At 67.1% G+C, this 13,609-nt stretch carries 16 protein-coding genes; 10 read left to right on the top strand and 6 right to left on the bottom strand.

The genetic code is table 11. From position 1 onward, the window contains the following. Positions 1-252: 252 nt before the first annotated feature. A complete protein-coding gene (locus BMY29_RS13595) occupies positions 253-1,209 on the bottom strand; it encodes an electron transfer flavoprotein subunit alpha/FixB family protein (RefSeq protein ID WP_049991343.1) in 957 nt (318 codons plus the stop codon). Beyond that, complete coding sequence (locus BMY29_RS13590) at positions 1,206-1,997, bottom strand: electron transfer flavoprotein subunit beta/FixA family protein (RefSeq protein ID WP_049991371.1); 792 nt, start codon at positions 1,995-1,997, stop codon at positions 1,206-1,208. The genes BMY29_RS13595 and BMY29_RS13590 overlap by 4 nt, the downstream gene beginning before the upstream one ends. Before the next feature lie 206 nt (positions 1,998-2,203). Here BMY29_RS13590 and BMY29_RS13585 point away from each other — a divergent pair, with 206 nt between their 5' ends. The 6 genes from BMY29_RS13585 (at position 2,204) to BMY29_RS13560 (ending at position 6,954) form a co-directional block, all read left to right on the top strand. Beyond that, positions 2,204-2,671, top strand: a complete 468-nt coding sequence (locus BMY29_RS13585) for a TRAM domain-containing protein (RefSeq protein ID WP_049991342.1) — start codon at positions 2,204-2,206, stop codon at positions 2,669-2,671. 81 nt (positions 2,672-2,752) lie between these two features. Further along, a complete protein-coding gene (locus BMY29_RS13580; protein WP_049991341.1) occupies positions 2,753-3,745 on the top strand; it encodes an MBL fold metallo-hydrolase in 993 nt (330 codons plus the stop codon). 122 nt (positions 3,746-3,867) lie between these two features. Then, on the top strand, positions 3,868-4,236 hold the full coding sequence (locus BMY29_RS13575) for a hypothetical protein (RefSeq protein WP_049991340.1): 369 nt from the start codon (positions 3,868-3,870) through the stop codon (positions 4,234-4,236). A gap of 278 nt (positions 4,237-4,514) precedes the next feature. Then, positions 4,515-4,991: a Tfx family DNA-binding protein gene (locus tag BMY29_RS13570; protein WP_049991339.1), complete on the top strand. Its 477-nt coding sequence runs from the start codon at positions 4,515-4,517 to the stop codon at positions 4,989-4,991. A 97-nt stretch (positions 4,992-5,088) separates the two neighbouring features. Then, positions 5,089-5,874 (top strand): SDR family oxidoreductase, encoded by a 786-nt coding sequence (locus tag BMY29_RS13565; protein ID WP_049991338.1) that lies wholly within the window; start codon positions 5,089-5,091, stop codon positions 5,872-5,874. Between the two features lie 114 nt (positions 5,875-5,988). Then, complete coding sequence (locus BMY29_RS13560) at positions 5,989-6,954, top strand: hypothetical protein (RefSeq protein ID WP_049991337.1); 966 nt, start codon at positions 5,989-5,991, stop codon at positions 6,952-6,954. Between the two features lie 14 nt (positions 6,955-6,968). On the opposite strand, the gene ubaA is transcribed toward BMY29_RS13560, so the two are convergent. Continuing rightward, entirely contained in the window at positions 6,969-7,805 is an 837-nt protein-coding gene (gene ubaA / locus BMY29_RS13555) for an SAMP-activating enzyme E1 (RefSeq protein ID WP_049991336.1), read from the bottom strand. A gap of 143 nt (positions 7,806-7,948) precedes the next feature. Between ubaA and BMY29_RS13550 the strand changes: the two genes are divergently transcribed. From BMY29_RS13550 to BMY29_RS13540, 4 genes are all read left to right on the top strand, one after another. Further along, positions 7,949-8,134, top strand: coding sequence for an HVO_0416 family zinc finger protein (locus BMY29_RS13550; protein WP_074854763.1), 186 nt, complete (start codon positions 7,949-7,951; stop codon positions 8,132-8,134). Positions 8,135-8,277: 143 nt separating this feature from the next. Beyond that, a complete protein-coding gene (locus BMY29_RS21790) occupies positions 8,278-8,436 on the top strand; it encodes a DUF7563 family protein (RefSeq protein WP_449289544.1) in 159 nt (52 codons plus the stop codon). A 129-nt stretch (positions 8,437-8,565) separates the two neighbouring features. After that, complete coding sequence (locus BMY29_RS13545) at positions 8,566-10,446, top strand: UvrD-helicase domain-containing protein (protein WP_049991335.1); 1,881 nt, start codon at positions 8,566-8,568, stop codon at positions 10,444-10,446. Then, a complete protein-coding gene (locus BMY29_RS13540; RefSeq protein WP_394297066.1) occupies positions 10,443-11,711 on the top strand; it encodes a M24 family metallopeptidase in 1,269 nt (422 codons plus the stop codon). The genes BMY29_RS13545 and BMY29_RS13540 overlap by 4 nt, the downstream gene beginning before the upstream one ends. Positions 11,712-11,713: 2 nt before the next feature. Here the strand turns inward: BMY29_RS13540 and BMY29_RS13535 are convergent, their stop codons facing one another. The 3 genes from BMY29_RS13535 to BMY29_RS13525 all read right to left on the bottom strand — a co-directional run bounded on the left by BMY29_RS13535 (position 11,714) and on the right by BMY29_RS13525 (position 13,483). Continuing rightward, positions 11,714-12,808, bottom strand: coding sequence for a DUF7972 family membrane protein (locus BMY29_RS13535; RefSeq protein WP_049991334.1), 1,095 nt, complete (start codon positions 12,806-12,808; stop codon positions 11,714-11,716). A gap of 115 nt (positions 12,809-12,923) precedes the next feature. Then, entirely contained in the window at positions 12,924-13,103 is a 180-nt protein-coding gene (locus BMY29_RS13530) for a hypothetical protein (protein WP_049991333.1), read from the bottom strand. Between the two features lie 119 nt (positions 13,104-13,222). Beyond that, positions 13,223-13,483 carry a DUF7533 family protein gene (locus BMY29_RS13525; RefSeq protein ID WP_049991332.1) on the bottom strand — a complete coding sequence of 87 codons (261 nt, stop codon included), beginning with the start codon at positions 13,481-13,483 and terminating at the stop codon, positions 13,223-13,225. Positions 13,484-13,609 lie beyond the last annotated feature (126 nt).

The raw sequence follows: 13,609 nt of genomic DNA, 5'->3' as shown, positions 1-13,609 counted from the left end.
AACCTCTCTCCGAGAGGGTAGTATAATAAAACTGGTTATTAGTTGATAGAGACGGGTCTCGGTGAGGGGTGGCACCCAGTCGCGTATAAAACGGCGTCTCGCTCGTGTCTATCGCAACGACCCGTCCGGTGTGGGACCGAAATCGCGACGTGGCGCGTCTCGTTCGGCCGCCTGGTCGGCCGCACGCGTCGCAGTCTTTGAGAGAAACGGAGCGCAAACGCCGCGAACGCGACGACCGTCCGGGACGACTACTTAGCCTTCGAACTCCTCGATGAGGGCCGGAACGACGTCGAAGAGGTCGTCGACGATCGCGTAGTCGGCGATGTCCATGATCGGCGCGTTGGGGTCGGTGTTGATCGCAATGATCGTGTCCGAGCCCTTCATCCCGGCGACGTGCTGGACGGCTCCGGAGATGCCGATCGCGATGTAGACGTCCGGCGTGACGACCTTCCCGGACTGGCCGACCTGCCGGTTCTTGGGTAGCCAGCCGTTGTCGACGATCGGGCGCGAGGACGACAGCGTCGCGTCGAGCGTGTCGACCAGGTCCCGGATCAGATCGAGGTTCTCCTCTTCTTCGATGCCGCGGCCGATCGAGACCAGCAGCTCGGCCTCGCTGATGTCGACGTCGCCGCCGGCGACTTCCTCGAAGCCGGTGACGGTGGAGCCGAGCGCGTCCTCGTCGATCTCGGCGTCGAACGTCTCGATGGCGGCGTCGCCGGTGCCCTCCGCGGCGGGCCATTCGGCGCCGCGGATGGTGACGACGGCGTCGCCGTCGAGTTCGGTGGTGGTCTCGACCTTGCCGCCGTACATCTCGCGGGTGGCGGTCAGGGTTTCGCCGTCGGTGTCGAGGGCGATCGTGTCGGTGACGATCGGCAGGTCGAGTTCGTTGGCGACCGCGGGCGCGTAGTCGAGGCCGTTGACGCTGTTGGGCGTCAGGACGTACTGGGGCGCGACCGCGTCGTAGAGTTGAGTGATCGACTGCGTGTAGACGTCGTGGTTGAACTCCTCGCCGTGGTCGACGGTGTGGACGACGTCGACCCCCTCGCGGTTGAGTTTCTCCGCGAACTTGTCGACGGTGCCGCTGATGACCGTCAGGTGGAGGTCGCCGCCGGTCTCGTCGGCGAGTTTCCGTCCTGCGGTGATGAGCTCGTAGCTGACGTCGCGCAGTTCGCCACGGCGGTGGTCGGCAACCGCCAGAACGTCCGTCATTGTGCCACCCCCTTGTCGCGAAGCAGGGCAGCCAACTGGCCGGCCGTCTCCTCCGAGCTGCCCTCCCAGGTCGTGACGTCGCTTTCGCTTTCAGGCTCGTACATGTCCGTCAGCTTGAGGGCGGAGTCCGCGGCGCTCTCGTCGACGCCGAGGTCGGCCAGGCGCTGAACGTCCAGTTCCTTGCGCTGGGCCTGACGGATGCCTCGCAGGCTGGCGTAGCGGGGCTCGTTGATCCCCGTCTGGATGGTCAGGACGGCGGGAAGCTCGACGTCGGTGAGCTCCTCGACGCCGCCCTCGAGTTCGCGCCGCACCGAGGCGACGTCGTCGTCGAACTCGTGGTCGAGGTGGTTGACGACGGCGCCCCACTGGTAGCCGACCTCCTCGGCCAGGGAGACGCCGGTCGCGCCGAAGCTGTCGTCGCCGGCCTGGACGCCGGTCAACACGAGGTCGGGGTCCTCTTCCTCGACGACGGCGCTGAGAATCTCGGTCTTCGCGCCGACGTCGAGCAGGTCGACGTCCGCGAGGGCATCGTCCCAGACGCGGACGGCGCGGTCGGCGCCTTTCGCGAGCGCCTGGCGGATGGTCTGCTCGCAGTCCTCCGGACCGATGGTGACCGTCACGACCTCGTCGGCGATCCCGGCTTCCTGGAGCTGGACGGCCTCCTCGATGGCGTAGTCGTCCCACTCGTTCAAGTCGGCGCCGAGGTACTGATCGGCGATCGCGGTCCCCTCGATCTCGAACTCGTCTTCGACGGTTGCCACCTCTTTGACCGTAACGAGAATTTTCATCATCTATCACTGCTACGTCCATACCGTAAACCTTTTCGAAACCGCACCTCATGCAGTAGCCGTTTGGTTAACATATCTTCGCGAATGTGTACCTGTTATTATCTCTGCTGTCGTTTTGCCGCTCTACAGCTACCACCGTTTCGTGAGAAACGGCGGCCGATCTGCAAGACGGAAACGGTTTAACGCCGCCGCTGGTAGTACTGCTCATGGCAGACTGTCCACTCGCCGACGACTGCCCGAGTTTCTCGGAGCGGATCTCGGGAATGGGGTGTCAACACTACGGCGACCGGGGTGGCAAGGAGTGGTGTAACCACTACAACCAACCCATCGAAGACCTCAAGACGCAACCGGTCAAGGCGGGCGAGGAGGTCGTCATCGACGTCGTCGATATGCACGAGAGCGGTGCCGGGGTCGGCCGAACCGAGGACGGGTTCATCGTTATGGTCGACGGCATCCTCCCGGAGGCCAGAGCGCGCGTCGAGATCACCCAGGTTCACAGCAATCACGCACGCGCGGAGGAACTCGAATTGCTCCCGATGGACGACGAGGACGCCGCGGACGATGAGGCAGACGACGAACGCGACGCGGTCGAGGACGCCGCGGATGATGAGGCGGACGACGGCAAACCGGCCCGGGAACGGCTCGGCAGCCGCGAGAACTTCTGGGGCTCCTAACGGCCTCGAGTGGACAGTCGACGGCGCTTGCGACGGACCGCTTCGCACAACGCTTTTTCGGGCGCTCTGTGATGTGAGCGCATGGAACGACTTTCGTTATCGAACTCGGCGTTCGAAGGCGACAACAACGCCTACCTCTTCGCCGACGGCCCCGAGACGGCACTGATCGACACCGGCGACTGGACGACGACGACCCGCGAGCAACTCGTCGCGGCGCTGGCCGACCGCGGGCTCGAGTTCGCCGATATCGATCGCGTCTTCCTCACGCACTGGCACCACGACCACTGCGGCCTGGCCGGCGAGATTCAGGCCGAAAGCGGCGCCGAGGTGTGCGTCCACCGCGACGACGCCGCGCTGGTCGAGGGCGACGAGGACGCCTGGTCGGCGATGCGCGACCGACAGGAGCGGTACTTCGAGAAGTGGGGGATGCCCGAGCCGAAACGGGAGGTGCTCCGTGACCGCATCGCGGGCGCCGGGACGACCGACGAGACGCCGACCGTCACGACGTTCGCGGACGGGGACGCGTTCTCGGTCAACGGGACCGAACTCGAAGTCGTCCACGCCTCCGGGCACGCGGCCGGTCTCTGCATGTTCGAGGCAGACCTCGAGGACGGTCGCGAAGTCTTCTCCGGCGATGCGCTGTTGCCCGTCTACACGCCCAACGTCGGCGGGGCGGACGTCCGGGTCGAGCACCCGCTGGAGAAGTACCTCCGCGCACTCCGGCGGATCGTCGAGGCCGACTACGCCCGCGCCTGGCCGGGCCACCGCGACCCGATCGACGACCCCGCGGGCCGCGCACAGCACATCATCGACCATCACGAGGAGCGCGCCTGGCGCGTCCTCGATGCCCTCGACCGGCGCGGCCCCTGTGACACCTGGACGGTCAGCGCCGAGTTGTTCGGCGACCTCGAGGGGATTCACGTCCTCCACGGCCCGGGCGAGGTCGACGCCCACCTGGACCACCTCGAACAGGCGGGCGCGGTCGTCCGCGAGGAAACCGAGTATCGCCTGGCCGACGGCGTCGCCGACGACCTCGCTGCGACCGAGGCTGAGCGGTGGGAGTTAGCGTTCTAAGCGGATTCTCCGCTCGTACACCGAACTGTTAATATGCGGTGTCTCTCACGGATACCGTATTTTTAGCCGAGCCGACGCTCGGATCTAATACCGAGAAGTATTTACTCGTCCCCGAGTTAGGAATGAGTATGATGTGGCAAGACCTTGTCTTCCTGGCCGGGAGCGTCCTCTCGATCGTCTTCCTCGCACCCACCGTCCGCGACGTGACGGCGCGGATCCCGCTGGGTTCGAGCGTCCCCTCGATGACCATCGGTGCGATCTACGCGGCGACGTACGCGACCATGGGCATGTCGTTCTCGGCGCTTGGCTCGTTCGGCGTCGCGACGATGTGGTCGCTGATCGTCTGTTACCGCTCGCCCGGACCACACGACGGTCCTGCGAACGTCGCTCGGTTCGCCGTCTCGCTGCTCCGGCAAGCGCACGAGACCGTGACCGGCGTGTCGACGCCCGCCGAAGACGAGCCCGTCGCGTCCGGGCAGTCGGCCGACTAAGTCCGTCGCGTCCATCCGATGCGGCGCAGTTCCGACCTCGATGCTGACCGCGACCATTTCGTTCTCTTCTGACCGTGCACCCGTAGACGCCCAGCAGCGGCATCGATCGCGATTCCGATCGACCGGTCGACCGATCGGCCGCTGCTACCCAGCGACGACCGAACTCGCGCGGCTGCGGTGCCCGAGACCACACCCGGACCGTGGAAGCTTTGATCCCGCCGCTGGCTAGCTACCGGTATGACCGCGCGAGCCGCCGGCACGCAGGGGAGGGAAGCACCGTGATCGACGACACCGACGACCTCCTCGCGGAGATCGGCTTCGACCCCGAGACCAGCGTCTTGACCCACCGCCAGGCGCAGGTGCTCGCGCTGCGCGAACGCGGCGTCTCCCAGGCCGACATCGCCGACGAGCTGGGCACCTCGCGGGCGAACGTCTCCTCGATCGAGTCCAGCGCCCGCGAGAACGTCGAGAAGGCCCGCGAGACGGTTGCCTTCGCGGAGGCGCTCCGCGCGCCGGTCCGGGTCCGCGTTCCCGAGGGGACCGACCTCTACGACGTGCCCCAACTGGTCTACGAGGCCTGCGACGAGGCCGGGGTCAAGGTCGACCACACCGCGCCGGACCTGATGAAGGTCGTCAGCGACGCCGCGGGGCCGGCCGTCACCGGCCGCCAGGTGTCGACGCCGCTGATCGTCGGGGTCACCTCCGAGGGGATGGTTCGCGTTCGCCATCAGGACAACTCCGCCGCCGGTCGGTGACCCGTCGCGTCGACGTCGCCGGGGCGATCTTCGACAGCGAGATCTGCCGACTGCCGACTTCCCGAGACATTTGTAGACCGCCGCCGTCGGGTCGCGTATGGACTTCGACCTCGACGGCAACAGCGCACTGGTGACCGCCTCCTCGAGCGGTCTGGGCTTTGCGAGCGCGCAGGCGCTCGCCGCGGAGGGCGCGAACGTCACGATCTGCGGTCGCGATGAGGAGCGGCTCGAAACGGCCCGCGAGGAGCTCGAAGAGACGGCGGAGGGAGACGTGCTCGCCGTCCAGACGGACCTCACGGATCCCGACGCCGTCTCCCACCTCGTCAGCGAGACCGTCGACGCCTTCGGCGGGCTCGATCACCTGGTCACCTCCTCGGGCGGCCCGCCGAGCACCACCTTCCTCGAGACCGACGAGCAGGACTGGTACCAGGCCTACGACCTGCTAGTGATGAGCGTCGTCTGGACGATCGAGTCGGCCTACGACCACCTGCTCGATTCGGAGTACGGGACGATCACCTGCATCACCTCGCGGACGGTCCGGGAGGTCGCCGACGGCCTCCTGCTCTCGAACTCGGTCCGTCGGGGCGTGATCGGCCTCGTCAAGACCGTCTCGCGGGAGTTCGCGCCCGAGATCCGGGCCAACGCGGTCCTCCCGGGGACGATCGAGACGGCCAGAATCGAGGAGCTCATCGAGGCCGGAATCGAGCGCGGCACCTACGACGACTACGAGGCGGGCTTCGCCGAGATGGCGAGCGACATTCCGATGGACCGCCTCGGCGAGCCCGAGGAGCTCGGCGAGGTCGTCGCCTTCCTCTCGAGTCCGCGCGCGAGCTTCGTCAACGGGGCCGAGGTGCCGATCGACGGCGGCCTGCTGCGGAGTTAACGGCGTTTCGTGGGCCGTTTTCGCCGTCCCGTCGTCGCCGGTCGCCGCGACCAGATAGCCGTCCGGTAATTCTCGAATCGTAACCCTCTCCGTTCCCCTCGGGAGACTGCGGGTGTGTACGGTCCGATTCAGTTCGCCGGATACGTTGCGTTGCTGGTGACGCCCGCCGCCCTGCTCCTCGCTACCGTTCGCGCGCCGCCCGAACTTCCGACCGGCGTCGCCGGTATCCAGCTCGGCATCGCCCTCGCCGTGACCGTCGTCGCCGCGACGGAACGGCGACGCCTCTCGATCACGGGCTTCGACGCGGTCGGGTTCGATCGATCCGACGCCGTCGATGCCCTCGCGGTCGCGGCCGCGGCCGTCGTTACCTACGACCTCAGCGTTCACGCCGGCCTCGGGCCGGTGCTCGCAGCCGCACTCGTCGGCCTGATCGTCGGCGTCGGCTTACCCCGGATCGACGGGCCGGCCTACTGCGGGACGTTCGTCGGGATGACCTCGCCGGCGGTGTTCGCGTCGGTCGACCAGGTCGGCCTGGCGGGCCTCGTCGCCGGCCTGGCGTTCGTCGCGACGACGGAGTCGTTCGGCGGGTTCGGCGGGAAGTACGGAACGCTCGCCCTCTTTGGCTGCGTCACGACGGTGGCGCTGACCGGCGTCGACTACGCCGCCGGGAGCGCGCTCGCCTGGCGCCTCGCGCCCGTGATCGTTCCGGTCGCGGTCATCGCCGCGGTCGCGACCGTGCTCCTCCGGACGCACGGCGAGACGAGTGCGGTCGTCGCCTCTGCGGTCGTGGGAGTCGTCGCCGGCGTCGCGTTCCCGCCGCTCGTCCCGGAGCTCGGATCGACCCTGGCCGCGGTCGCCTTCTGTGCCTCGTTCGTCGGGATGTCGGGAACGGATCGGCTCGAAACGACGGAACGGATCGCGGCTGCGGGGCTCCTCTGCGGTGTCGTCTACCTCGCGGTCTCGCCGGCCTTCGCCGGTGCGGGCGGAAAACTCGGAACGACCGCGTTCGTCTCGTGTCTCGCGCTCCGCGGTGCGCTCGACGTCGGTGAGCTCGTCGGCTCCGACCTCGCGCTCTCCTGAGAACGGGTCGACGGTCAGTCGGCCGAAATCTCGCAGGTTCCCTCGTAGGCCACGTCCGAGACTGATTCGATCTCCGGGTTGTCTCCGCAGACCGGGCACGCCGGGTTCGACTGCATCGGGACCTCCTCGAAGCTCATGTCCATCGCGTCGTACATCAGTAGGCGGCCCTCGAGCAGTTCGCCCTTCCCGAGCAGGTACTTGACGACCTCCGTAGCCTGAATGCAGCCCACCGTTCCGGGGAGGACCCCGAGCACGCCCGTCGTGGCGCAGTCGGGAACGGTCCCCGGCTCGGGCGCTTCAGGGAAGATACACCGGTAACACGGCGGGTCGTCGTCCCCACTGCGCTCGTTCGTGAAGGTCGTGACCTGACCCTCGAACCGGTAGATCGCGCCGTGGGACAGCGGCGTCTCCGTGAGGACACAGTGGTCGTTGAGCAGGTACCTGGTGGCGAAGTTGTCGCTGGCGTCGAGGATCACGTCGTAGCCCGCGACGAGGTCGGCGACGTTGTCGGCGGTGACGCGGGTCTCGTGGGTCTCGACGTCGATGTCGGGGTTTAGGGCCGCGACGTAGTCAGCCGCGCTCTCGACTTTCGGCCGGCCGACGTCGTCGTCGCCGTGGACGATCTGGCGCTGCAGGTTCGAGCGCTCGACGACGTCGTCGTCGACGACGCCCAGGCGGCCGACGCCGGCGGCGGCGAGGTACTGGATCGCCGGCGAGCCAAGGCCGCCCGCACCGACGACTAATACGGAGCTCTCGAGGAGGCGTTGCTGGCCCTCGGGGCCGATCTCGTCCATGATGACGTGTCGCGAGTAGCGGTCGAGTTGGGTCGCGTCGAGGCGCAGGTCGCTCATACGGTGACGTTGGCGAGAGAGCGAGAAAAGTCCGCGGGTCAGTCCTGACGGTGAGCACCCGGGACGGGATTCACTCGACGCTGAATGTGGCAGGACCTTCGGTAACCGAACCGTTTAAGACTGTGGTAACCATTCACACTATTATGGCAACCTCACCCAACGATGCCGGTGACGACGTCATCGATCAATTCCTCGCGGATCGCGGTCACACGGTAGAACCAGTCGGGTGGGAGCAGGAGTATAACAAGAAGCAATGTCCCGAATGCGGCGGACTCCACGACACGTCCGCCAACTCCTGCAGCGTCTGTGGGTGGGAGCCGGCCGCGTAATCCCCCGCACCGTCCCGTTTCCTCTTCGCCGTCTCGGCGTGCAGACGCCGTCTCGCACCGTTACCCTACCGACGCCGTTTTTATCATGCCGTATCCGACACAATTATAACCAGTTACTGACGATAGGTTATTCGAGAATCACTATGCCGGAATGCCAGAACTGCGGCGCGTTCGTCACGGACGCGTACGCTCGGGTGTTCACCCCGCGTGACGTCGACGATCCGCGCGTTTGTCCGGACTGTCAGGACAGGATTCGCGACGGTGCCGACGTGCGAGAGGCCCGTTCCCCCCGCGATCCGTAGCGTCGTCGTCGATCGAGCCTGAGTTCGAGTCGAGTCCGAGCTTGCATCCGATCTCGCGCCGGTTCGTTACGGGCTGTTGTCGCCGAAAACCCACGTGACTTATGGGTATTGCGACCCTGTACAGCTACAATGGCTACAACGGATACGACGGTTACCCGCCTGTTCGGCGGTCCGGGAAGCGGGAAAACGACCGCGCTTCTCGACCACGTCGAAGAGATCCTCGAACAGGACGGCGTTACGTTCCGAGATATTCTCGTCGTCTCGTACACGCGCGCTGCAGCTCAGGAGGTTCGCGAACGACTCGCCGAGCGGCTCGGCGAGAGCCCACGGGCGCTGCAGGGGAACGTCTGTACTATGCACGCCAAGGCCTACGAACTGCTCGACCTCTCCCGCAGCGATGTCATCGGCGAGTCCGACAAGGAGGAGTTCTGCGAGGAGTACGGCCTCGAGTACGAGGACGAGTACAGCGGCGCCGGCCGTCGTACCGCCCGGTCGACGACGATCGGAAACAAGGTCATCGCGACGAGCCAGTGGCTCCAGCGGACCAGCCGCGACGTCTCCGACTGGTACGACGTCCCCTTCCAGTGGGACGAGGAGGAAGTCCGCCTGCCCCCCGAGATCGACCCCAACGCCCAGGAAGGTAACAAGTACACGCCGACCTGGCCCAGCGACGACGACCGGATCGACGTCCCCGAAGCGATCCGCGCCTGGCGCTCCTACAAGGGCGAGGAGGGCAAGATCGGCTTCGCCGATATGCTCGAACGGGTCAAACAGCGCTCCCTGCTTCCTAGCGTCGACTACCTGGTGATCGACGAGTTTCAGGACATTACCACGCTCCAGTACGACGTCTACGACGAGTGGAAACCCCACATGGAGCAGGTCCTGATCGCCGGCGACGACGACCAGGTCGTCTACTCCTGGCAGGGCGCCGATCCCGCCCTCCTGCTCGAGGAAGAGGTCGACGATGACGTCATTCTGCCGAACTCCTATCGCCTGCCGTCGAACGTCCTCAACGCGGTCAACCAGGAGATCCGCCACATCGAGAAGCGCCAGGACAAGGACCTCAAGCCGCGCAAGGAAGGCGGTGCCGTCGAGGCGCGCACGAACGCGTCGATGCTGGACCTGGTCCGGATGGTTCGGCGCACGCTCGTCGGGGGCGACGGCACCATCATGGTGCTGTTCCGGGCGCGCTACCAGATGTTCCAGTTCATCGACGAGTTCATCACCGAGGGGGTCCCCTTCACCTCGCTGACCGACCAGCGGATGTGGACCGATCGGCTGACTCAGTACGTCCGCGCGGTCGAAGCTATCGACCGCGGCGATGACGTCACCGGGCTGCAGGCCCGCCGACTCGCCGACATGCTTCAGGAATCGGCGTTCGGCACCAACGAGCGCGACGACCTTTTCGACGAGATCGACGACCGTCAGGAGGAGGCCGGCATCGACGACCTCGAACAACTCATGATCCCCGCCGAGGTCATCGAGGACCACGCACCGTTCATGCCCGGTCCCGCCTCGGCGGCCGACATGGTCCGTAAGGTCACGAACTTCCAGAAGAAGAGTATCCGGTCGTACTTCGCGATCGGCGAGTATCAGGGGATGGACACCGACCGCGTCCGCCTCGGCACGATCCACTCCGCGAAGGGTCGCGAGGCCGACCACGTCTTCGTCGGTACCGACCTCACCGAGAAGGTCGTCGAACAGATGGTCGCCACCGTCGACGACCCGACCGACGTGCCCGGCTGCGAGGAGTTCACCAAGACCACCTCGCCGGTCCCCGTCCTCACCGACAACGAGCGCCGCGTCTTCTACGTCGGCATGTCCCGGGCCCGCGAACGCCTGGTCCTGCTGGAGAATCTGGTCGACGGCGCGCCGACGCTGCCGATCGACGTCCTGCTCCACGACCAACTGACCGATTCGACCCTCGAAGAGCTGATCGAGCAGGCCCAGGAGCCGAGCGAATCGGACGCTGCCACGGCGGAAGACGAGGTCGAAGCCGAAGCGCCGTGACCGGTGGGACTGACGGCGATAGCGACGGCACCGGCGTCCGCGAGGACGACCGTCGGTTAGAGTCCGGTAGTGACATCGCCGATGACGCTGCCGATTTCGCGAGCGAGCGACGCCACCACGCGACCGAGACCGTTCGATCGACACTCGCAGAGCGCGACGCGGCGGCGTTCGTTCACGTCGGCACCGAACGCGATCCAGGGCTTCGGTACGTCACTCGGCGGTCCCCGCAGCCCTCGAGCGGGGTCACCGCCGTTGCGTACGATGGCGTCGCCGAGGAGTGGCTCGTCCGCGCAACAGAACGGGACGAGACCGGCGATCATCCCGCAGCGCGACTCGCATCCGAGCTCGCCGATCGCGGGCTCGAGGGACCGGTCCTGTCACCCGCCCGGATTCCCCACGACGCCGCGCTCTATCTCGAGCGGGCCGGGTTCGATCTGGCCTCGACGGCCGTCCTCGAGCGTGCACGGGCACGGAAGACGCCTGGCGAACGCGATCAGATCGCGACCGCACAGCGAGCGGCGAGCGCCGGGATTCGACGCGCGGCGTCGCTGCTGGCCAACGCGGCGGTCGTCGACGGGCGGCTCGCGGTCGCCGACGATGAGGCGGCCGCCGACGGCGGCGAGACTGGCCTCGGATCCGGACCTGAATCCGAATTCTTGACGCCCGCTCGACTACGGACCGCCATCGACCAGGCGATCGTCGGCGCGGGTGCCTTCCCGGACGGGAACACCGCCGTCAACCCCGGGCTCCCGTCCGCCGGCGAGGTCGACGACCCGCTCCGGCCGGGCGACCCGATCGTCGTCGAAACCGCGCCGCGGGGACTGGCCGGCTACTACGGCGGGCTCGTCCGGACGCTCGTCGTCGACAGCGACGGCGGTCGGGAGCGGCGGGTCCACGTCGCCGTCACCCAGTCGTTTCGCTCGGCGCGGTCGATGCTGACCGCCGGACCGGAGTCGGTCGCGGCCGTCGAGGCCGACCTCGAGGCGGAGGTGCGCTCGTTCGGCCTCGACGATCGCGACGAGATCGAGGCCAGCGTCTCCGGCGTCGGCCTCGAACCCCGCGAACGGCCCGTCGACGGCGGCGAGTCCGTCGGTCCCGGAACCGTGGTTCGACTCGACGTCTCCGCGCGGGTCGACGACGACCACCGGCTCCGGATCGCCGATATCGTGGCGGTCAACGAGGAGGGCGAGCGACCGGCCCGGTTCGCGGCCCCATCGCACTCGCTTTCCCCGGCGGCGCTGCTCGAAGACTCGCGGAAGCGGTAGCGTTAGTCGTCGTCCCCGCTCGCACTCGTTTTCGTCTCCGTTCCCGCGTCGTAGCGCGTCTCGCGCGCCGCGTCGAGCACGAACGGCCCCTCTTCCGGCGTCCGCTTCGTTACGGTCGCGGCCCGGAGGACGTACGACGTCAGGACGGCGTAGGGCGCGAGCGCGATGGTGTACGCCAGACTGATGAAGACGGTCAGGGGCGTGTAGCCGAGGACGGTGGCGTCCGGGAACAGTCCGGAATCGAGCGCGAGCAGCACGTACGTGATGAAGACGATCGCCGGGAGCGAGACGGTCAGCAGCGTCATCGAGAGGTCAGAAAGCTCGAGCTTGTAGTACAGCGTCTTGAAGTACTCCCGGCAGACCATGAGCTTCCGTAGCGTATCCATGATGTCCTCGATGACCCGTCGCTCGGCCGCGGTAAGCTGCTCGCCGTACTCCGTGAGGATGCGCCGCGCCTGGTAGAGCTGCCACGAGGAGTCGTAGTTCAATCCGGTGAGCAGCTCGTCCGTCGAGCCGTTCGGGACCCGCGAGAGGGTCGTCAGCACCTCCTCCGTGTTCGCCTGGATGTCAGCCTGGAGGCGGTCGACCTCGTTGCGGTACTCCCGCCCGGCGTCGCCGTCGATGCGCTGGAGTTCGGTCGCTCGCTCCTTGATCCACCGGAGGACGACGGCGGTGAACTGGCCCGGCCTGGCCGGGCTCACGTCGACGATGTCGCGCTCTTCGATCCCGCTCTGGAAGTCGATCACCGTGTCGACGCGCTCGGACTGGTCGCCCAGCGAGGTGAGTTCCTGCGAGATGCCGACGGCGGCGATGGAGACGACGATCGAGACCAGCAGAATGGTGCCGGACAGCAACGTGTTGAACACCGTCTGGACCATCGTCGTCTTGCTCAAGAGTTCTTGATACTCGATCGGCCAGATCCCGCCCAGAACGAGCAACGTGGCGAAGACGGCGGCGAGCAGCGCGGTCGCGACCCGCTCGCGGCTCCCGTCGAACAGGAGCCACCGCTTGACGCGGTTCTCGCTCGATCGGTCGATCCGCCTCGACGTCCGGACGCGGTCACGGACGGAGTGAAACACTGAGTCGCCGTCGATCATCGGCGCTATCCGACAGTCCCGACGGATAAATAGCCACCACCGGTCTGCGGGTCCATCGCGGTGGCCCGAGCCGATCGAACGGATCGGGGAACCGGGCGACCCGCTGCCCGCGTCCTCACGGCGTCCACTCGCAGACCGCGCCGGTAGCCAGGCCCTCGTCCTCGATGTACGCCGCCAGGCAGGCGTAGTTGCAGAACCGGCCCGCCCGGTCGGCGCTGTCGTCGTCGCCCTCGGTCACGGAGACGGGATCGTGTCGCTCGACGTCGCTGCCGCAGTAGGTGCACGCGGTTCCCATATCGGCGAGTAGGTGCCGACGCCGGGAATGCGTTGTGCCGGTCGCCGGCTCGCGTTCGTCGCGTCGGTTCGGACTCGGCGGACGGACCGACCTCCACCTGCGAAACGGCGGGTGCTGTCCTACCGCTCGTCCTCGGGCTCGGAGTCCGGCTCCGGCTCTTTCACGACCGCGCCCAGAACGCGCTTGGCCAGGAGTTCCGGGACGTCCGTCGGCAGCGTCAGCCAGTGCTGGACGACCACGAGCCCGACCGCCAGGCCGATGAGGCCCGCACCGACGGTCGGCTGTCCGCGGACGAGGAGGAGTTCGAGGCCCGCGAGCGCGGCGGGCAGGGCGAGCACGAGGGTGCCCGCGAGTTTGATCGTGTCGATGATACCGGCCATTAGGGTGGCGTAGCAGGGGAACCGGCAAAAGCGCGACGACCGATCGCGACGCAACTCGGCGCGAGCGTCGCCGCTATTTCACGGAATTGGAACGCATACCGGATTCAGAACGCCTTTACCCGTCGA

The sequence above is a fragment of the Natrinema salifodinae genome, assembly GCF_900110455.1.
Lineage (GTDB): Archaea > Halobacteriota > Halobacteria > Halobacteriales > Natrialbaceae > Natrinema > Natrinema salifodinae.
The sequence above is the reverse complement of the archived record's forward strand: the minus strand, read 5'-3'. Positions and strand labels throughout refer to the sequence as shown.